At 41.2% G+C, this 20,820-nt stretch carries 11 protein-coding genes, 1 rRNA gene and 2 pseudogenes (1 of these 14 running past the window's edge); 4 read left to right on the forward strand and 10 right to left on the reverse strand.

The annotated features are described in order from the left end of the window. Positions 1-114: 114 nt before the first annotated feature. The 4 genes from ACR9FF_RS21065 to ACR9FF_RS21080 all read right to left on the reverse strand — a co-directional run bounded on the left by ACR9FF_RS21065 (position 115) and on the right by ACR9FF_RS21080 (position 7,831). Positions 115-2,859 (reverse strand): hypothetical protein, encoded by a 2,745-nt coding sequence (locus ACR9FF_RS21065; protein ID WP_435164465.1) that lies wholly within the window; start codon positions 2,857-2,859, stop codon positions 115-117. Continuing rightward, complete coding sequence (locus tag ACR9FF_RS21070; protein ID WP_435164467.1) at positions 2,834-5,584, reverse strand: hypothetical protein; 2,751 nt, start codon at positions 5,582-5,584, stop codon at positions 2,834-2,836. Before ACR9FF_RS21070 ends, ACR9FF_RS21065 begins: the two co-directional genes overlap by 26 nt. A gap of 114 nt (positions 5,585-5,698) precedes the next feature. Continuing rightward, a complete protein-coding gene (locus ACR9FF_RS21075) occupies positions 5,699-7,378 on the reverse strand; it encodes an AAA family ATPase (RefSeq protein ID WP_435164469.1) in 1,680 nt (559 codons plus the stop codon). A gap of 24 nt (positions 7,379-7,402) precedes the next feature. Further along, positions 7,403-7,831 (reverse strand): ribosomal-processing cysteine protease Prp, encoded by a 429-nt coding sequence (locus ACR9FF_RS21080; protein ID WP_435164471.1) that lies wholly within the window; start codon positions 7,829-7,831, stop codon positions 7,403-7,405. Positions 7,832-9,351: 1,520 nt separating this feature from the next. Here ACR9FF_RS21080 and ACR9FF_RS21085 point away from each other — a divergent pair. Further along, on the forward strand, positions 9,352-9,453 hold the full coding sequence (locus ACR9FF_RS21085; RefSeq protein ID WP_435164473.1) for an IS3 family transposase: 102 nt from the start codon (positions 9,352-9,354) through the stop codon (positions 9,451-9,453). 137 nt (positions 9,454-9,590) lie between these two features. Here ACR9FF_RS21085 and sigK (ACR9FF_RS21090) read toward each other — a convergent pair. Next, positions 9,591-10,082, reverse strand: a pseudogene (gene sigK / locus ACR9FF_RS21090) (RNA polymerase sporulation sigma factor SigK); the annotation flags it as partial. 277 nt (positions 10,083-10,359) lie between these two features. Between sigK (ACR9FF_RS21090) and ACR9FF_RS21095 the strand changes: the two are divergent. After that, a pseudogene (locus ACR9FF_RS21095) lies at positions 10,360-10,512 on the forward strand (IS5/IS1182 family transposase); the annotation flags it as partial. 372 nt (positions 10,513-10,884) lie between these two features. On the opposite strand, the gene ACR9FF_RS21100 reads toward ACR9FF_RS21095, so the two are convergent. The 3 genes from ACR9FF_RS21100 to sigK (ACR9FF_RS21110) all read right to left on the reverse strand — a co-directional run bounded on the left by ACR9FF_RS21100 (position 10,885) and on the right by sigK (ACR9FF_RS21110) (position 16,093). Further along, a complete protein-coding gene (locus ACR9FF_RS21100; RefSeq protein ID WP_435164475.1) occupies positions 10,885-11,808 on the reverse strand; it encodes a hypothetical protein in 924 nt (307 codons plus the stop codon). After that, positions 11,805-13,409 carry a DUF3696 domain-containing protein gene (locus tag ACR9FF_RS21105; protein ID WP_435164477.1) on the reverse strand — a complete coding sequence of 535 codons (1,605 nt, stop codon included), beginning with the start codon at positions 13,407-13,409 and terminating at the stop codon, positions 11,805-11,807. Before ACR9FF_RS21105 ends, ACR9FF_RS21100 begins: the two co-directional genes overlap by 4 nt. Positions 13,410-15,394: 1,985 nt before the next feature. Beyond that, the gene (gene sigK / locus ACR9FF_RS21110; protein ID WP_015845870.1) at positions 15,395-16,093 is read right to left on the reverse strand and encodes an RNA polymerase sporulation sigma factor SigK; all 699 of its coding nucleotides are present in this window, start codon (positions 16,091-16,093) and stop codon (positions 15,395-15,397) included. 215 nt (positions 16,094-16,308) lie between these two features. On the opposite strand from sigK (ACR9FF_RS21110), the gene ACR9FF_RS21115 reads away from it, so the two are divergent. Then, complete coding sequence (locus ACR9FF_RS21115) at positions 16,309-16,515, forward strand: hypothetical protein (RefSeq protein WP_127499276.1); 207 nt, start codon at positions 16,309-16,311, stop codon at positions 16,513-16,515. 256 nt (positions 16,516-16,771) lie between these two features. Continuing rightward, on the forward strand, positions 16,772-18,118 hold the full coding sequence (locus ACR9FF_RS21120) for an Nramp family divalent metal transporter (RefSeq protein WP_201002264.1): 1,347 nt from the start codon (positions 16,772-16,774) through the stop codon (positions 18,116-18,118). A 54-nt stretch (positions 18,119-18,172) separates the two neighbouring features. On the opposite strand, the gene ACR9FF_RS21125 is transcribed toward ACR9FF_RS21120, so the two are convergent. Next, entirely contained in the window at positions 18,173-18,811 is a 639-nt protein-coding gene (locus tag ACR9FF_RS21125) for a cell wall hydrolase (protein ID WP_435164480.1), read from the reverse strand. Positions 18,812-19,221: 410 nt separating this feature from the next. Further along, a 23S ribosomal RNA gene (locus ACR9FF_RS21130) occupies positions 19,222-20,820 on the reverse strand; it runs 1,334 nt beyond the window's last position.

Here is a 20,820-nt window from a genome sequence, read left to right on the forward strand (position 1 = left end):
GTTATAGGAGGATGAACTTGAAACTTTCTAAAATCAAATCATTATAACGATGACATAAAATATCTTTAGTTAAAAACTTCCAATATACTGGGCATGTGATAGATTTTTGGGTAACTAACCTAAGGAATACGTGGGATCATCGAATACTTCCAGCAAAGAATCTAATGCTTTTAAAAACTCATAATTATCGATGTTTCCCCGGATAAACGAGGTGTCCATTCCCGATTTCCTTAACTTCTCAATCCATAGGAGCGCGGCTTCCTTCCCGATACCCCGATCCAACATACCGTAGTATAAATACGAAATTTCATTGCTAACGTTTGTGTTAAAGACCATTGGATCATCCGAATTGATATTAATGATGATATTCGACAATTGATTTTGGTCAGGAGACTGAATATTAAAAAATTGATTATTGTACAGTGACTCCATCTCCCCAATGGCATCATTGGAGCTCGGATTCACTTCGACGACTATACCATTTGTTGCGACTTTACCGATCAAATATCGTTGCATATCGATACTCATTTCTTCCTCGATGTTCGTACTGTTGACATACACCGGTTCCATCATACGTTCTAAATAGCTTTTGCAATGATAAGCAAACAACAAACGGTCGCTATCCCATATCATCGCGGAACGACGTTCCGTGTCACCGCATATCCAATCGGAATTCATCATGCATTGCTGCTGTTTGCCGTCGATTTTAATCGGCTTAAAGCGTCTCCGGTAAACCTCATATAATAGTGGAACCGTAAGCCCCTTAGAACTTTGAAAAATTTTGCTAGCAACAGAGTAAATTTTTTGCTCCAAGTAAATATGCGTTCTTGGATTGATATTAGATGTCTGGCTATATACGCTCCATATCCATAACAAATTATCCAAATATTCTCCCCGCGGAATGATAACGACTTTGTTACGTCGTACCCATTCCTGAATATTGACTCCCAGTGCAATGCCATGGCCGATCCGATCGCCTGCATGAAGCTTGCAATGATCGATCACCTCATCGATCCGTCGGAGCCCTGAATTAATATGCCGGAAATCTTCTCCTGCATGAAACGTGAAAAACAAACTCTGATTTTTGGCCAATTTTCCATTCCGGTCTAAAATAAGAATCGAATCCTCATCGCTGTTCCTTGCTTGCTCGAATACAGGCGCAAATACTTGAACAGGCGTATTGTTTTCCAGGCTTGCAGCATCAATGCCTACAATAAAATTAGCTAGATAAGGAAATCTTTTACGCAAATTTAGGATTATTTTAATTTGATTCATATACTTAAATTGAACAGCTCCATAATGGAGCTTGCCGTACGTTGTATCTTTCTGCTCATCGAAAGCACACCAACACTTCTCGATATCATCGGTCTGCTTAAAAAAATGATAGATGATCCCAATACGAGGGAAATTCGCATTTGGGTTTTCCTTTACTCCGTAATCCTCATCCAATATTTTTCTATAGGCAGACAATATCGTTCTTAATGTATTTTTATTGCTTTTTTCTGTATCCAAAATACCGAGCCGCAACTCCACTTTACGAAGATACTGGTTTTGAAACAAAGTGCGCAGGAGGGTTTTATAATATTGCTCACTGCTCTTTTTGAACCCTTTCGTAGCCCGGTCAAAGTATGGTTTAAAGAAATCCAGTCCTTTAATAGTACTGGATTGTGTTATTTGTTGATAAAACTCATTCTTAATAGCAATATACTTAAAAAAAACATCAAAAAACTGCTGAAATGGTTCCCCATTTGAAGCCTCATAGTCGCGTTTATACTTCATTGCGAAATGTAGCAAAAGATTTTCCCCGAACGTCTTAATATGCTTGTATTTCTTTAGGATAGAAAAAATGATATCGTGATCCCGATCACCATCATCTATACCGAATGCGATTTTGACCTTTTCCTCTATTTCCTTCAACTGGGACAGCTCAAGGAAGGTGCCATCTTGACGGAACAAAATGGACTGGTACAACGTTATTCTTGTAGAATCCTCCTTCATCTTGACATGTAGCCAATTGCCAAGTGTTTCGTCAGGGTTCTCATGTAAAAATTGCGCCATGACAATTCTCATGATTTTTGCTGTTGTGATATACTCCTGAACCTGATCAGATGTCGCGTAATGGCTGACTATAAATTTGCTATAATACTCCCCCTCCATTTGACCATTCATAACTTTCTGCCACAACGTTGTAAAGTTGAACGCGGCGGACGCATGAATATGGTTCTCTGCCACTCCTCTCTGCAACACGTCATGCAGTGGAGCATCTGCCAAATTGACATGATGATAAAAGCCGTTTAATTGCAAAGGGTTTTCAATTTTATTGATAGAGTAGTAGACTGCTACCAACAAATCCATAGGAATCAGCCTACTAATAGCGCTAAAAAAATGCACTTTATCAAGCTCGCCGTATTCGTCCCAAAAGTCGTTATATTTGTTCCTGTCTCCATTTCGCTCGTTCCGCCAATATTTGAAGACGATCTCTCCGTCGCGATGCGACAACATTGCTTTCGTAAACTCCTCTAGAATACAGAAGTAATGCAGAAACAGGCCATGGAGCGAGCCGGATTGAGACGGTACTCGCTTCCATAGAAACGGATAAAACTTATCCATCATCAAGTTAACCTCGTCCAAACTGTTCGGTCGGCAGTTGCGCAATATATTATTGTGGAATGACCTTAACAGCTTCTCTCGGTTTTTTCTCTTCATCCAAGCTTTAGATACACTATTCTCGACATCCTGCATGTCTTCCGCTACAATAGCCAACGGCTTCTGCCCATAGAAATTCAAGTCTTTGAAAGGAAACATTGCGACATGAAGCATCAAGTAGATTTTATCAATCATTACTGTCTCCCGGTTCATTCATTTCTTCATCCTGTAATGTTAACCCTATCTGCTCCAGATCATGTACCAGCTCTTTCTTAGCCTCTTCATATGCACTATCGAGTCGCTGTTTCATGGTTTCTTTGATCCGCTCGTAATCGGCATCCGCCCTCGCCTTAGACGTGTGCTGTATGTAGTAACCAACTTGATAGAATAGTTGGCTTTGCCCTTGCTCGAATAGCTCCGTATTGAACCGAACCTCTTGTTTCAGTGCAGCCAATAGATTATTGGCCTCTTGCTTCCCATACCGAATTTTATTGTTATCTGCGAGCTTTCTAATTTTTTGGTAAATAACTGTATATTGATAAAATTGAACTATCCCTTGTTTATAAATATTCTTCACTTCAGTCTTTGCTCTCGCATATCTCGAATTTTCATCTTCACCGTCGGGTCCGTTAAGGAATTCATTCCATGCCGAAATAAACTTCTTTGAAGTTTGAAGTTTTACATTTAGATTTCCAGTGGTCTGACGGTAAAGTTCCCCGCCTAATGCGTCTATAATCTTATTTATATTTCGGATTGCTCGTTCATCCAATGCCTTACCTTCTGATAAATTCGAAACTAGGCCTTTTATGAAGCGAATCTGCCTGTAGTACTTTGTGTGAGATCCGTTATAATCTTCCCTTAGATCGACTAATCCAACTGGCTCATTGTTTTCTTCCTGTTTCATAATATAAGCAAACGTATTGACGAATAATTGCCTTTTTTTGTCATCATCATTCTCGTTCTTATCGAATCCCTTTAAAATAGGCCAGAAAATTTTCTCGGTTAACGAATACTCCGACGTAGTAGTACTTATATCACGCAAGAATGCAAACGTGTCGCTTAACATCTTATCTTGGTTGTCATGCAATCGATGCACTAAGTCTTTTAAAAGATTAGTATGAGTAGATAATTGCAGAAGCTTATTGATTGAGTTAAATACAAATTGGTCCTTCGCATCACGGTTATCATCTAAGTAATGTGCATAATAATATGTTTTGAATTCCGACTTAGACAGCAATTCCAACAACAGTAGGCCCGTTCTTAAATCCGTATTTCTTACGATTCCCGCAACGACCCTGTACAATCTATATGTCCAATAAGATGAATCTATTGTGAATTCCCTTATCTTATCAACGCTGGTTCGGTCATCCTTATGAATACTTAACATCATTAATATGCTTCTTTTCGCGTTGTTGTAATGCTCCTGATCAAAGCCAATTCCATGAAGTTGTTGCTTTAACAATTCGCATATTACAAGGAAACAAAGTTGATTATCGCTTTGGATATTGCTTGGAATGTGGCTATAATTAATAAAAGTGTTGTCTGCGGCGCTTCCCCACCGCAAACATTCCTCCAGAAATTTACGTTGCTGCAGGGCGAGTTTCGTTGAAGACGTTATTATTGTTTCTAACAACGATTTGACGACAGGAAACAGCTTCTTCTGTTTTTCCTCTTCTGTTAACTGGTTAAAGCTATCTTGCGATTTCAGCAGATTTATCTGATAAATATAATAATACACATTTACCAGTCCACGCGGACGTTCATCGAAAATTTGGTAGCTGTTGCGAATTGGAATAAGCACATCGTTTTCATTGTAGGAAAAAATATTTCCTTCGCCAAGCAACTCCTCCAGCTGATTCGCCAGAGTTCTCTTTCCAAAGGCGAAATTCGGTATCGTATCGATTGTCCAATTCACCATTTGGTGCCGTCTTGCAGGTGGAATGACCTTCTTAATGTACTCATACGACAATAGCCTCTTACGATCTACTATAGATAGTGGTTTGGAAATCTGCATTGCGGTTTGATGTAATTCCTTAACATTTAACTCTAGCTTAGAATTATGCAACTCTGTAACATTCAGCTCAAGCTTAGGCCCAGGCTCCAGATCAATCAAATGCTGCAATCCATCCTCTTTCAGTAACGCTTGTAATAAAGATTCCGTCAATGTTTCGTAATCGCCAGATAGTATTGTCACGACATTCGGATGATTCGCATATTGAAGGATAGAATCAATCAACTCGCGGCATTTCGTAGTCTTTAAATCGATATCATCGATAAAGATAAAGATCATAACGGGATCTGTTTGCTTGTACAATGATAGTTGTCCCTTTACAATCTCATCAATCAGCGCCCTTAGCTTTTGCTTAAAATGAATATCCGGTACCAGTAGCCGGGACGATTTCTTGATGTGCGTCGCCAGGTCGTCATAATTATGAATTAATAGTGTACGGTATTCGCTTTCCGTATAGAGATGATATTCAATGAGCTCATTTATTTTTTGCCGGAGGGGGTTATGATCTTTTAAGATGCAATTGTTGAAATAATCCGGGAAGTCGTTTTGATTAGGACAGTCCTTAATCGCCTCAAGTTGCTGTTCTACGACATCCTTCAGCAATCCGACAATGGACCCTAATATCTTTGTATTATCCCCGAAATTATCCGGTTCGATAATCGGAAGCATTATATTAACGCCATCATTCTTAGCTAGTTCTTCCCTAATTGTATATATAGCAGAGGTCTTGCCCGTTCCGCGCTCACCTAATATCCCGATCGTATTGTTCGTTTCTCCTTGGCGTTGGGATCGGCTTATCGACCGCATCTGTTCGATTTGCTCCAGAAGCAACTCATAAGTGGGAAGAATGAGGCCAATTTGATCCCTGAGAGCCCTTGCACCGATATATACTTGATCTTCATTTGTCTCTTGTTCGTGATGATTCACTGTAAGTATCACCTTCGTTTTGATATTTTCCACGCGGGTGCTCTGTTAATTTTTGAACAGAGATTTAAATCGCTAACTTGTGACTAAGTGTTCAACAAGATAGACAAAAACCTACTAAAAATCAACTGTACGTCCTCCCCTGGTCGTCTTGAAGTCCATTCCCTCTTTATTAGAGAACTCATGTGTTCCGATCTGACCTTTAGCCGATTCCTTTATTAAATACTCTCGTCGGTCTTCTTTACCAGTTGCCGAGATCGCTCTTACATCTGCCCATTGTCTAATGGCATTAATCTGCTCGGATTGGGTAACCGATAGAGGAACGGTATTTTCAATAATTCTCAAAAAGTCACTTTCTTTAATGCAGCGTTTCTCAGAAAAGGCTTCAAACAAGCTGGCAATTACAGTTTGCTCAATTTCTGCTCCGACGAACCCTTCGGTAAGGTCAGCAAATCTATCAAGCACATCATTGGAAATAAAAAAGTCCCCTAGTATCTCTTTATTGATCAGTCGCTTTTCCAAATGTAATGAAAATATCTGCCGTCTTTCTTGATTCGTAGGCAGGTCAACGAAAAAGATCTCGTCGAATCTCCCTTTACGCAATAGCTCCGGTGGAAGACTATGAATATTGTTGGCTGTTGCGACGACAAACACAGGATTTATTTTTTCCTGCATCCACGTCAGGAAGGATCCAAAAATCCGGTTTGAAGTTCCACTATCCCCTGCGCCATTAGTAGAAATACCCTTTTCAATCTCATCAATCCATAGTATAGAAGGTGAAATCGCCTCGGCAGTAGCTATAGCATTCCGCATATTTTCTTCGCTGCTGCCTACAATTCCACTAAAGATTTTCCCTAAATCAAGACGCAGTAGCGGTAATTGCCACATAGCCGAAATCGCCTTAGCAATAAGACTCTTCCCACACCCAGGAACCCCAGTAATCAGCACACCTTTAGGTGCTGGCAGGTTGTATCGTTTAGCCGAGTCCAACCATGATTCATTTCGTTTCAACAGCCACTTTTTTAAATTTTCTAATCCGCCTACGTCGTCCAAATTGATATCACTTTTTACAAACTCTAAGATTCCAGTTTTCTTGACGATCTGGTGCTTCTCATTTAATACGATTTCTACATCACCGACATCCAACCGCCCGTTTTCAACCATAGCTCTGGCGAATGCATTTTCCGCCTCCTGTAAAGTCAGTCCGAGTGCGGCCTTCGATAGTTTTTCGACTCCTACGGAGTCCAAATTGATGGCAATGCGCCCAAGTTCTCCATTCGCATGTATCATTTCATCCAACAACTGTCTGACCTCCTCGAAGGTCGGCAATGGGAAATCAACGATTGTAATATCCTTTTGCAGTTCATGCGGCAGACAAATAGTTGGAGAAAGAAATACCACATTTTTGGGACGCGGACTCTTCTTTAAGCTCGGAACTAAATCTCTTAGTTTTCTTATGATATTCATATCTGCGGCTCTATTATTAACACCGAAATAGGCATGAAAATCCTTTAAAACAAAAATAGCCGCATCCCCATACCCCTCAATATATTCCAAGGCTTGAAGTGGGGAGTGGGAATTGGGCAACGCTTTATGTTTATCAGAAACAGAATCAAGCTGAACCAGTCCCTCTGTCTGGCTCCAAGAGTAAACAGTACGCTGTGTTTTGATTAAGTCCCGGTTGTTTGCAATTGAAAGCAAGGACTCGACGACTCTTTCTTCTTCCCAGGTAGCGACATATAAAAAAGGAAATCGGGCTCTCATCAAATTGGCGCATGTTCTAGAAAAATCCGACACAGGTGAAATCACTCCATTTTCGTATTAAAAATCAATGCGCCGCGCATAGTTCACCCGTGACACATAATCTTGTTCTTCTTGCACAACGTTTGCCATATTGTGTTCATGTTTCTTCAAATTAACCATTTCCGAGAATACGTTTTTAGGATAACTCTCCGAAATTTGCTCAAACCCGATACGGGTCGTTTCGCGAATAATACTCGCTATGTATGTTTGTTCTTCAATCGATTTTTCCGGTATATGAAAACTCGTATAACCCTTTTGAATATCTACAGCGAGTTCCTCGTCCGTATATTGACCTAACTCAATTAAACTATTGAGCGCTGTGAATACCAAGGAAGACACGCCGGCGCAAACAATATCATTCCCAGCACTTGCATAACCGCTATGTCCCGATACTTCAATCCCACAAATCTCCCCTGACTTTTTTCTGTGAATATTTATTCTCACCATATATATTCATCCCCTTAATTCATTTTGTATTGATTAGAACAAACTGATATTCATCAGGAATTCACCGTCCAAGGGTAATTTCATTGTATACTTCATACCTATCTTACTATGGTTGGGTATATTTTCCTACACGTTTTTTAGTTGTAGCCCCTTCTTATGAGTACAACCGATTTGTGCCACTGATAGAATGAATATTATTTCAATTCAAATTTAAATAGTAGATACTGCTACCGTAAGTGAAATAGCCTGCTGAATCAATAAAAAAACTCGAGCAGCTGAATTGTAACCCGAAAGATAGACACTTAAAAAAGTGTCTATCTTTCGGGTTTTTGTGTTTTAATGAGAAATACTACAGTGAATGAGAGAACTACATCATGTCAAAACATCTTTTCACGTCAAAGCAAATAAGAATGTTAGAGTCTAATCCTAATGTTGTTATCTATCTAAAAAAGCAATTACATACAATCCTGAGTTTAAAGTACTAGCTATTAAGTTATACATACATGGTCATCCGCCTTTACAGATACTTCATGAAGCTGGATTTTGACATCACTATTTTCGGAGCTGAAACCCAAAGAAAGGGTTAAACCGTTGGAGAAAAACTTATGAGATGTATGGAGAGGAGGGATTGCGTATGGATTGTAGGGGCAAAGAAAGCACAGGAAGACCTTCATCTAGTTAGCAAATCGCAGAAGAAGAACTAAAACGTGCTAAGGCAAAGATCAAGCTCTTAGAAGCCGAGTATGAATTCCCAAAAAAGCTCGATGCTCTCGAAAGGCAGGCGAAGCGCGAACGCTAACCCCGTTAGAGACATTTGAGCTCATTGAGGCTATCACTCGTAAGCATCAACTAAGGGCTTAACGTCCTATTTATGTGCCGATACAGGTGTTAGTCACAGCGGATATTATGCTTGGATTAAAGCGGAACCAGTACGGCAAAAACGTGAGGATGAAGACGAAGCCAACTGTCAACTAATCCTTATACACTTCTCTTCACTAAAAAATAAGGCAGGGGCATTAACAATCAAGATGCATTTAAAACGCATAGATACCGTAATTATGAATCACAAAAAATACGTAGACTCATGCGTAATTACAACTTGGTCGCTAAGCGCAGACAAGTTAATCCCTATCGAAAGATGGCCAAGGCTACCCAAGAGTACCTCACATGTCCAAACTTATTAGAGCGGCAATTTAACCAAGGAGAACCCGGTAAAGTGTTGTTTACATGAAATAAGGCTATGGACAATGGGCTTATCTTTCCTGTGTTAAAGACGTAGCAACGAACCAAATACCCGCTCATGTCCTCTCTACATCATTTGGACTTACAATTGTGAAAAGACTTTAGAAGAACTTCTACGGAGTATGGATTATACTATTCATCCAGAAGCCATTCTGCATTCTGATCAAGGTATGCATTATACCCATCCAGTTTTCCAAGATAAAGTGAAGAAAGCAGGGCTTAAACAATCGATGTCCCGCAAAGGGAACTGTTGAGATAATGCCCCCTTCATTGATCATATGAAGGATGAGCTGGAGTACAAAGATTGTCAATCTATTCAAAAGCTACGACAAAGAGTCGACGAATACATTCTTATATACAATACAGAGCGATACCACTAATAAAGATGACTCCTGATGAATATTGAAAAACAGGAGCCATCTTCTCTCAGCCTAATATCTTCTTCTTATTACGTGTCCACAAATGAGGTTACAGTTCAATAATCTCGATGGTGTCCTTTTTCTTCAATAGAATAAGGTCACCGCTTCGCCTTATAAAACTCATGATAAAGCTTCTTGAGTGCCCTCTTCTCAATCCTCGAAACATAACTCCTACTAATCCCCAGCTCCTTAGCAATCTCCCGCTGCGTCCGCTCATCCCCGCCATGATCCAGGCCAAACCGGCCGCGGATCACTTCTTGCTCCCGCTCGTCGAGAATATCGAGGTTGCGGTAGATCTTGCTTTTCTCGATCTTCAGCTGCACGCGTTCCACAACGTCATCAGCTTCCGTGCCGAGGATGTCAATCAAGGTGATCTCATTACCCTCTTTGTCCATACCAATCGGATCATGCAAGGAAACATCCTTGCGAGTCTTCTTCAAAGATCTTAAGTGCATAAGTATTTCATACTCAATACAACGGGCAGCAAACGTTGCCAACTTTGTTCCTTTTCCCGTCTGAAAACTCTCAATCGCCTTGATCAATCCGATGGTACCAATTGAGATCAAATCCTCTAAATCTTCCCCGGTATTATGACATTGTGAACACGAAACGATGTAAGTTCCAGAATGAGATGAATCCAGCTTTCGTTTAAGAAACATGAACAGAAATAACGCAGCAATAATCACACCTTATAGTAGTGATACTCCAATTACAGCTAGTTTACTATAAAGCGTAGAAGCATCATAATAAAGCAGCACGTTTAGCAACTTTACTGTGCTATTTTATGGAGGCAACAATAGAATCGCGTTTTCTAAGCCTTCAGACAAAATATTTTCAATTCCCTCTACGGAAATCGTAACGACAACAACCTTCGCGGATGCCAAACAGCTCCATCGGTTTCGCTATTGCCATTTGCGGTGGTTGAACAACGTAATGGAACAAGCGTTAATGACAGCTGCGATGCAAACTATGAAGAAGATAGCCCTCCCTCTACCTGGAAAGAAGGGCAAAACGGGTTGAGGCATGCTCTACTCACTCAAGACTAACCCCAAAAACAAATGAGAAACCCACGTATTCATGAAAATACGTGGGTTTCTCTACAAGCTGTGGAGCGATAAGACCATAAATCCTTTTTTAAAATTTAATGAAGATCATCTTCCTCCATCAATTTAAACCGATTCCTGAGGTAATTCAATTTTTAGAATGCCGGAGAGAACAATTAGAAACGGAATACCTAAGACTAACTAGTAATGAAAAAGTACTTCATATCGTTCCTTTGTTATCCTTACTTAATCATAATCAGATAACCCTTAGACAATAAAGCCGATTAGAAACATTATCAGATAGCAGATGAAGGATAATCTAATTGATATTTCAATGGTAACGTATTTTTTAAACTATTTTTCTTATATTACGCGGGTAAACGTAATCTTGAACATCTTCTTTATTGTGGATTGAGATATCTGCTTGGTCAGTAACATTTGCTGTACCGGTCCCAAACACAGCCATCCCCTTATCTATCATTATTATGTAGTTGTTAGTTACGATGTTTCTTGCATGTTGCTCTCTCTTCCCTGATACTACCAGAATCTCAGTGATATTCCATGAATTAAAAGGAGGAGCCATAAACTTGTTAATCAAATCATTTTCAGTAGTTCGACCATTTAGTTTTGTAATCAATTTTATATTAGCCTGATTGTCGATATGATTCAGTATATAATTATAAAAATTGTCTGAGTTCTCATACAAATAGTTATCAATTATAGTAATCTCATCTTCATTAAGCAAAAATCTTCCTAACCAGCTACTAAGATTAGAACTGTTTCCGCCTCGAGCAACACGTTTGAAAATTGGAATTTTATACGAATTCAAAATTGTGCTTTTTTTAATGTCAATAATATCTGCAGCATTGTAAGTTTTAATATTTAATCTTTTTTCCAACTCTGATTTCGGATATGCTTCGATAGTATTACTCAATAATAACTTATCTCTAGTATTATTACATATATTAGCTAATACCCTATCCTTTCTGCTATGTGGAAACAGCATGTGAACTACTGGCTCATCAACATAGTCATCAATTATTTCACTATACTTTTCATTATTCAGTATGGCACTTAAAAAAGTACTAAAGAGATCAAAATAATCTGATCTAGTTACCCTAAAATACTCTTCATATATGTCGATTAATTCATCATGCAAAACTATTCTTCTTCTTTTAATTTCATTTAGCAATATATTATTACCAAAAACATCATTAATACCTTCAAAACACTGTTCTATGACTGATTGACATACAGTGACTTCTAACTTCATTGACTTCTCCTCTTTTTAGACATTATCATCAACTCTTTACTAAGTTCATATCCCTTGTCGAAAAATCCAGAAGGCCATTCTTGAGTGAATTGTCCTTTACTATTTAACTCCATTTTTTTTACATAAGAAGAATTATCTTCTTTATTTTTATCTATGTAATAGAATGCAACATCATCAGGACCGATGTCAATATCAGGATCCGCTATAAGAACTTGTAATCTTCTAATTAAATGCTCACTATGAGTTTCAATCAACATTCTACTATTAGAATCTGATAATACTTTTTCAACAAAAAGATTTGCAAGATTAGCTTGAGCAGCCGGATGCAGATGAAGCTCTGGCTGTTCAATTATTACAACAGATTTTCTTGAAAGTCTAAAAGCCTTTCTTCTAAATTCATCGTTTGCACTATAATCCAAGAACACTTGAGTAACTATTGGTAATACCTGAGCAATTCCATACCCAACATCAATAATATTATCTTTATTTTTCCCCTCAATTGAAGACACAACAACTTTAAATAGATTACTATTCTCAATCTCGTCGATATTTATTGAGTATCCCATAGAAGCTTCAAACCATTGAGAAACTTTTTTTAGCAACTGATTTTTTTGCTGATCGGCTTGTCTTAATAGCAAACTGGTATTTTCTCCGTTTTTACCAACATCATCGAAACTATTCTCAGAATCTCTATATATTCTTTCAGGATCTTGTCTGAATGGACCTATATATGTAACTTGGCTAGAAAAAGAAGATAAATTATGATTTAGCGAATATAATACTGCATTAAAAAAGAATAATGTTGAAGTTAACTCGTTCATATGATTAATAAGATTACCTAGTTTTTTCGAGATTGTTATATTTGGATAGTCTTTTTCTAATCTAACTGTAGAAGGAATATCGCGATTTGATAACAGAGTATGAACAATATCGTGAAGTTGCTGATCTTCTCTCTTAATAGTTTCAAGACTTCGCTTGTATATCTCTACAATTGAATCGCTATATAGATTCAAATCTGGGATGAATTTATTAAACGCAATATTAATATTAATTGATTCGGGGGTCTCAAGTTTTATAAGCGTTGCATTTTCATGATTTAATACATAGTATATTTTAATCTCATATTTATTTTTTTTAGGATCACGATCAATCGTTGCCACATTAATTTTGTCAATTCTCAAATCAAAAGAGTCGACAATAATTTTCTTGTTGATGGTCTTAACTTTGACTTCAATATCAACACTCTTGAAATTCTTTCGAATAGCTTTAATTGGATTATTAATTCCTTCAAAAAACATGATTGATCTACGCATTGTATTCATGGTCACAATTTCCTGTACTGAAAAACTAAAGCCAAACCCAAAACTATCTCCCTCATGATTATAGATAACATCATCAAAATTCCCATAATCAATCAATTTTCCGAACAATAAAATAGGTGTAACAATATCTTCTTGAAAAGTCTGGCTCAAAACTACTGGAAATCTAATTAAACTACTTTTTCCTGAACTGTTTCTACCTACAAAAATATTAATTTTCTTTAATTCCACTTCTGAAGTTTTTGAAAAAGATTTTATGTTCATTAGTTTAAATGAGTCCATTTTTACCTCCTACTATTCATACTTCAAGTTTAATAATTCTCTTTAATAATTAATAACACTGAAGTGTTACCCCTAAAATATCACCTAGCTATTAGCTTACTCCGTCTATAATTCAAAACTTAAATCTCAAATCAAATCTCCCTCTTCCTACCTAACTTATCTGTTACCTGAATCCGTGGTACTTCCTCATCAAATCCCATAAATTCGAATTTACACTAGGAGTGAAATTAAGAAAACACAGCATTCTGTGCTGTTTTCACTATATCACCTGAGAGGTGAGCTCTTGTGACTCGAAAATTCACACTACAATCTTCGAACGATTACCCGTGGGGTTCTTATTATAGTTGGACAAATGCTGGACCGCGCGAATCTTAATAAGTTTCTCCATCATACCGTCTTCGATGACGTAAAAGTGCCACTTATTTCTCATTCAAATAATGTTCGCGCCTACCTCGGTTTACTCTACCAAGGTAACAGCGATTTCAATCATAATGAGCTTTTCCGTCGAGACCAATTATTTCCGAAGGCGCTCGGTATTCGTAAAATGACTTCTGCACCCACCTTGCGCCAGCGCTAAGCAGCGCCTGGCAGATTGTGAAAATCCATTTTTGCTGGATGAACCCACAAATTACTTGGGCTTTTTCAAGCACCGATTATATTCAGGTCACAATGAGCGATTAATAAATCACTACTTATATGCCGCTGGATCTCGATGTTTCTCCATTTGGTAATTCTGGGACAAAGAAAGAAGGAGTCAGGTGTGAATGTGTCGCATCGTGAAGGCAAAACACATGTCGAGTAATAGCTTGGTTATGTTTCCGGTGCATTGAGGTCAGGCTCCATTAAGCGTCACTGATTCAGGTACTATAATAAATATACCTTTTGCAGGTAAAAATTAGTAGTACACATTTATTAAATACTCAACTTTTGCAGCTATAAATAGCATTAATCCCTTGCGCTATAGGGATTGAACCTCTTTTTTCTTCTAATTTATAATAAACACCTTCTTCGTTTGGTATCATGGAAGTGTCGAGCAACCATGCAAACAAGAAAGGTGTATAATATCTATGGTCCACCATCGTTCGCTGTCTGACCAAAGTCTCGTTTTTCGTCTGTTTTTCATACTTTAAGAATCTTTAATCTGCTTTGTCAGGCGAAAATACACAAGTCACTTGGTCTTTTTGGGCTCACTGTCTTTCAATTACTTTTCTTGCTTGTTTTTGAGAGGTAAGAATTGGTTTCGACTGCAGGTGAGCAGCTGCCGAACCTCGTTTCCAGGCAAAGAGATATTGTATGGCGGGCCTTTCTTCATTCACTCAGTTTGAAGGTCGTGAAGCAGTTTACCGCGCTTACGTCTGTCAAGCGTGTAAAAGGTTTCATTTTGGACGACTTCACTCTTCAACGCACACGCATTAAGAAGGCATAACTACTTACTCGAATGTTCGACCATACAACAGGCTAGTTTACCAAAGGATACACCTTGTCATGCTTGGTTGATCCGACAGCTTCAGCTTTGCTCCGGTTGATTTTGTCATGCTCTCATCTTCCAATGTCTAACAAAGATAACGACAACGAGTACGAAACGCTGTCAGGGAGTAGAAGTGTCGAGGCGCTTACGCGCAAGCCTGATGCTGCTTTTTGGCATGATTAAAAGTGCCCCTAAAGGCGGGTTTTCGTGCGGACTATGTACTGATGGACAGCTGGTTTACTCAGATGCCAGTCATTCAAAGACTCGCGGCTGAAGGAATCGCCATGATTGGCATAGTCAAAAAAATTACGTATACGAAGAACAGCGACTGACTCTGAGTGAACTTTATCGTGCCTTTCCCAAGAACAAGCAAACAACCATTTGGAGTTCCGTCTTTACCATCTCTTCATGCGGCGTGCCTGTTAAACTTGATCCACCAAGCACACTTTAGCAATTAGATAAATAAAAAAGCCCACAAAACTTCTATGGGCTATTATAAGATACTATTAATTTTCCTTCACTTCTTCGCCTTATAAAACTCATGATACAGCTTCATAAGCGCCCTCTTCTCAATCCTCGACACATAACTCCGGCTAATGCCCAGCTCCTTCGCGATTTCCCGCTGTGTACGCTCATCCCCACCATGATCCAGGCCGAACCGGCCGCGGATCACCTCCTGCTCCCGTTCATCGAGAATATCGAGATTGCGGTAGATCTTGCTTTTCTCAATCTTCAACTGCACCCGGTCCACGACATCATCGGCTTCCGTGCCGAGGATGTCGATCAGCGTAATCTCATTCCCCTCTTTGTCCGTACCTATCGGGTCATGCAAGGATACGTCCTTGCGCGTTTTCTTCAGCGAACGCAAATGCATAAGTATCTCATTCTCAATACAACGAGCAGCGAATGTCGCCAGCTTCGTTCCTTTGCCAGTCTGAAAGCTCTCGATCGCTTTAATCAATCCGATCGTTCCGATCGAGATCAGATCCTCGAGATCTTCTCCGGTGTTATCGAATTTTTTTACTATATGGGCGACCAAACGCAGGTTATGTTCAATAAGTAAGTTGCGCGAATGTGCGTTGCCTTCGGCCATCAATTGCAGATGCTTCATCTCTTCCTCTTCATGCAGCGGCTGCGGGAAAGCATTATTTTTCACATAAGATACAAGCAGTGATAACTGCTTAATGAATAGCGCTATAGCTGCAAACAACCCCATACTGTACACCCCCATGCTGTAATGGAAAGACTCCGTACGAAACTTTCGGCTCCTTAATACGTCAGTTCTACATTGTATGTGGGCATAGGCCTAAGTGTGCATGTACAGTATCGGGTAATCATTTTTATCCGGCTCATGGAAGGCCTGATTCATTTCGTTTAGATTGGGTAAACTACCTTAAGACTTGGAATGTTAGCCGAGGAGGTTGTTGATTCATGAGCAGACGCGACAAGCATAATGATGAATACGATGAGTTCTATAACGAAACATCCAATACGGTAGCCGGAATCAATACGCCCAAGGATCATGAGGACTCCGGTCCGCTCGACATGGTTAGCGAAGCCGTCGAAGAATTTATGGAGAATGTCCAGCATACTTTCGACGGGCACCATGAACATCGCGACGATCATAATGAAGACTAAGGAATAGAGGGTTGTTCTTTCAGAAGAACGACCCTTTGCATTTTCTCTTCACCAAAAGCGGAACAAATCCATACTTTGTGGTAATTCCATCTTCCAGGCGCGAAAGTTGTCATTGACAAAAAAAGTTGCACGAGTACAATAAAATTAAGAAACAATAAAATCTGCCCTGCATACTCCTAAGTATGTGGTTTTTTTAGACAGAAAAGTTGCACTAGTGCAACAATATTAGCTAAGGAAAAGACAAGAGGTGATTTTCATGATGGAGACATCCGTTACGCAGTCGCAAGATGAAGCTTGGCGAACACAAGGTACGCAGCCATCGTTGCCAGAAGTACACCGCTCGCTCCGCGTACCAACCAAAGGCTCTTGGTTGAAAAAGTTATTGGCCTTTTCAGGACCTGGCTACCTGGTAGCCGTAGGTTACATGGACCCGGGCAACTGGGCAACGGATATAGCCGGAGGCGCCATGTTTGGTTATACGCTGCTCTCGGTTATTCTGATCTCCAACCTGATGGCCATCCTGCTGCAGGCATTGGCAGGGAAATTGGGTATCGTTACAGGGAGAGACCTTGCGCAAGCCTGCCGGGATCACTACAGCAAGCCGGTTGTCTTTACGTTATGGCTGCTATGCGAGCTGGCGATCGCAGCTTGCGATTTGGCCGAGGTTATCGGCTCAGCGATTGCGCTTAATTTATTATTTGGCATACCGCTGATTTACGGGGTAGTAATAACCGTATTAGACGTCTTTATTGTATTGCTTCTGCAGAATAAAGGCTTCAAGTATATCGAAAGACTTGTTATTGTTCTAATTTTTACAATCGGCGCTTGCTTTATTACCGAGATTTTTCTGGCGAAACCGGATGCGCCTGCATTGTTCGCCGGATTAATTCCAAGCCACCATATTGTCACCAACCCAATGATGCTGTATATTGCTATCGGTATCCTTGGCGCTACCGTCATGCCGCATAACTTGTATCTGCATTCGTCCATCGTGCAAACCAGACGTTACGAGCAGACCGAGCTTGGCAAGCGGCAAGCCATTAAATATGCGACATGGGATTCGTCGATCGCCTTATTCTTTGCTTTATTTATTAACGCGGCTATCTTGATTATCTCGGCAGCTACCTTCCATAAAGCAGGTATGACCGAGGTGGCCGAAATCAGCCAGGCGTATGACCTGCTGACTCCACTACTTGGTACGGCAGTTGGTTCCATACTGTTTGGGGTAGCGCTCCTGGCTTCCGGGCAGAATTCAACGCTCACAGGCACACTTGCCGGTCAGATCGTCATGGAGGGCTTCCTGAACATCCGAATGAAGCCTTGGCTGCGCCGTCTTGTTACACGGCTAATTGCAATCATTCCGGCCGTCATTGTTACCGCGATATCCGGTGAAAGCGGTACGGCACAGCTCTTGATTCTTAGTCAGATAATTCTGTCGTTCCAATTGTCCTTTGCCGTCGTTCCGCTCATTCAGTTCACCAGCGACAAAAAGAAAATGGGCAAATTCGTTAACCCGTTATGGATGAAAATACTCGCTTGGTTCGTGGCAGCTGTTATTATCGTCCTTAACGTCTTCCTGCTCTACAAAACCTTCTTTGGTTAAAAAGAAAGCCTGCCGTTTACGATTTCGTAAAGGCAGGCTTCTTTTATTCAATCGTTACTTGGTAAAGACATGGTTCCCGATCTTCACGGTTACCGGGCGTGACTTCATCCACTGGGAGTTCGTAATTTTGGGATTGTAGAAATACAAAGCTCCATGCGTAGGATCAATCCGCTTTGCGGCATCCTTGGCAGCGTCCAATGCGCTGACTGTCGGCATCTTCCAGAACTGTCCGTTGCTAACTACGCTAAAGGCGCTTGGTGCAAAAATTACCCCTCGGATTGTACTAGGAAAACCGCTTGTTTTTGCCCGGTTCAAAATAACAGCCGCTACGGCAATCTTGCCTTTGTAGCTTTCGCCACCTGCCTCCGCATTAACAACCCTAGCCATACGGGATAGGTCAGAACGATCCACCGTTACTTTGTGCAGAGCGTGCAGCGTAATGGAGCCGGCAACGCCGTCGGGCTTCAGACCCGCGCCCTTCTGAAAGGCCGCCACGGCAGACTTCGTGGAAGCGCCAAAACTACTCGTAATATTTCCTTTATAATAATCCAACATATAAAGTCTCTCTTGCAAATCCTTAACCTCTGATCCTTTGCTGCCTACTTTTAACGATGCGGCTGACGCCTCCAAAGGCAGGCAGAGGATAGATGCTATCAGCATCGATAAGACGAGTGTGCCAAGCTTTCGTTTCATGTATGCGATCCCTCCAGTATGTATGCTTGCTTGTCTTTAGACTCGCGTTTTCTGAGTTTACCATAACTATCCTGAATTTAAGGTTTTCATAGAATTTTCTAATTAGTTCTAATATAACTCTCAGAATTCATAATAATTATTGGCAACCAACTCATTACTACATATATATTCGCAATATTATTGAGGTTATAGTGGGTGATAATCCATACAAATGTTTACATATAACAAACTATAAAAACAACAAAAAAAGCCTGCCGATAATCGGCAGGCTTTCCTATGTATATGGCTTGCGCCTTCAAAACTGGATGCGAAAGTTTGAATTCCTTAAGTTTTCCGGTTTCACACCGGGGCCCCCGCAAAGTACTCGGATTTAACTCCGAAGCGTTTGCTTCACTTTGTGGGGTATCTTTTAGGATAAGCCCTCGACCGATTAGTATTCGTCAGCTCCACACATTGCTGTGCTTCCACCCCGAACCTATCAACCTCGTCGTCTTCAAGGGGGCTTACTAATTGGGAAATCTCATCTTGAGGGGGGCTTCACGCTTAGATGCTTTCAGCGCTTATCCCGTCCGTACTTGGCTACCCAGCGGTGCTCCTGGCGGAACAACTGGTACACCAGCGGTACGTCCATCCCGGTCCTCTCGTACTAAGGACAGCTCCTCTCAAATTTCCTGCGCCCGCGACAGATAGGGACCGAACTGTCTCACGACGTTCTGAACCCAGCTCGCGTACCGCTTTAATGGGCGAACAGCCCAACCCTTGGGACCTACTTCAGCCCCAGGATGCGATGAGCCGACATCGAGGTGCCAAACCTCCCCGTCGATGTGGACTCTTGGGGGAGATAAGCCTGTTATCCCCAGGGTAGCTTTTATCCGTTGAGCGATGGCCCTTCCATTCGGTACCACCGGATCACTAAGCCCGACTTTCGTCCCTGCTCGACTTGTTGGTCTCGCAGTCAAGCTCCCTTATGCCTTTGCACTCTACGAATGATTTCCAACCATTCTGAGGGAACCTTTGGGCGCCTCCGTTACATTTTAGGAGGCGACCGCCCCAGTCAAACTGCCCACCTGACACGGTCCCTCTACCCGATTCAGGGTAGCAGGTTAGAACTCCGATACGATCAGGGTGGTATCCCAACGTCGCCTCCACACAAGCTGGCGCTCATGCTTCTCAGGCTCCCACCTATCCTGTACAGATCGTACCAAAGTCCAATATCAAGCTGCAGTAAAGCTCCATGGGGTCTTTCCGTCTTGTCGCGGGTAACCTGCATCTTCACAGGTATTAAAATTTCACCGGATCTCTCGTTGAGACAGCGCCCAAGTCGTTACGCCATTCGTGCGGGTCAGAATTTACCTGACAAGGAATTTCGCTACCTTAGGACCGTTATAGTTACGGCCGCCGTTTACTGGGGCTTCGGTTCACAGCTTCGGATTGCTCCTAACCGCTCCCCTTAACCTTCCAGCACCGGGCAGGCGTCAGCCCGTATACTTCGCCTTACGGCTTCGCACAGACCTGTGTTTTTGCTAAACAGTCGCTTGGGCCTTTTCACTGCGGCCCCCTCGGGCTATTCACCCTACCGAGGCACCCCTTCTCCCGAAGTTACGGGGTCATTTTGCCGAGTTCCTTAACGAGAGTTCTTCCGCGCGCCTTAGCATGCTCTGCTCGCCTACCTGTGTCGGTTTGCGGTACGGGCACCTTCACCTGGCTAGAGGCTTTTCTTGACAGCCGGAGTACATGACCTTCGCTACTGCAATTTTCGCTCCCCATCACAGCCTAGCTTACACGAGTTGCGGATTTGCCTACAACTCTGCCTCACTGCTTGGACAGGCTATTCCATCAGCCTGCGTCACTGCCCTTCTGTGTCACCCCATTGCTCATAACGGTTTACGGTGGTACAGGAATTTCAACCTGTTGTCCTTCCACTACGCCTTTCGGCCTCGCGTTAGGTCCCGACTTACCCTGAGTGGACGAGCCTTCCTCAGGAACCCTTAGGCTTTCGGCGGACAAGA

The organism is Paenibacillus glycanilyticus, assembly GCF_051200795.1.
GTDB lineage: Bacteria > Bacillota > Bacilli > Paenibacillales > Paenibacillaceae > Pristimantibacillus > Pristimantibacillus glycanilyticus.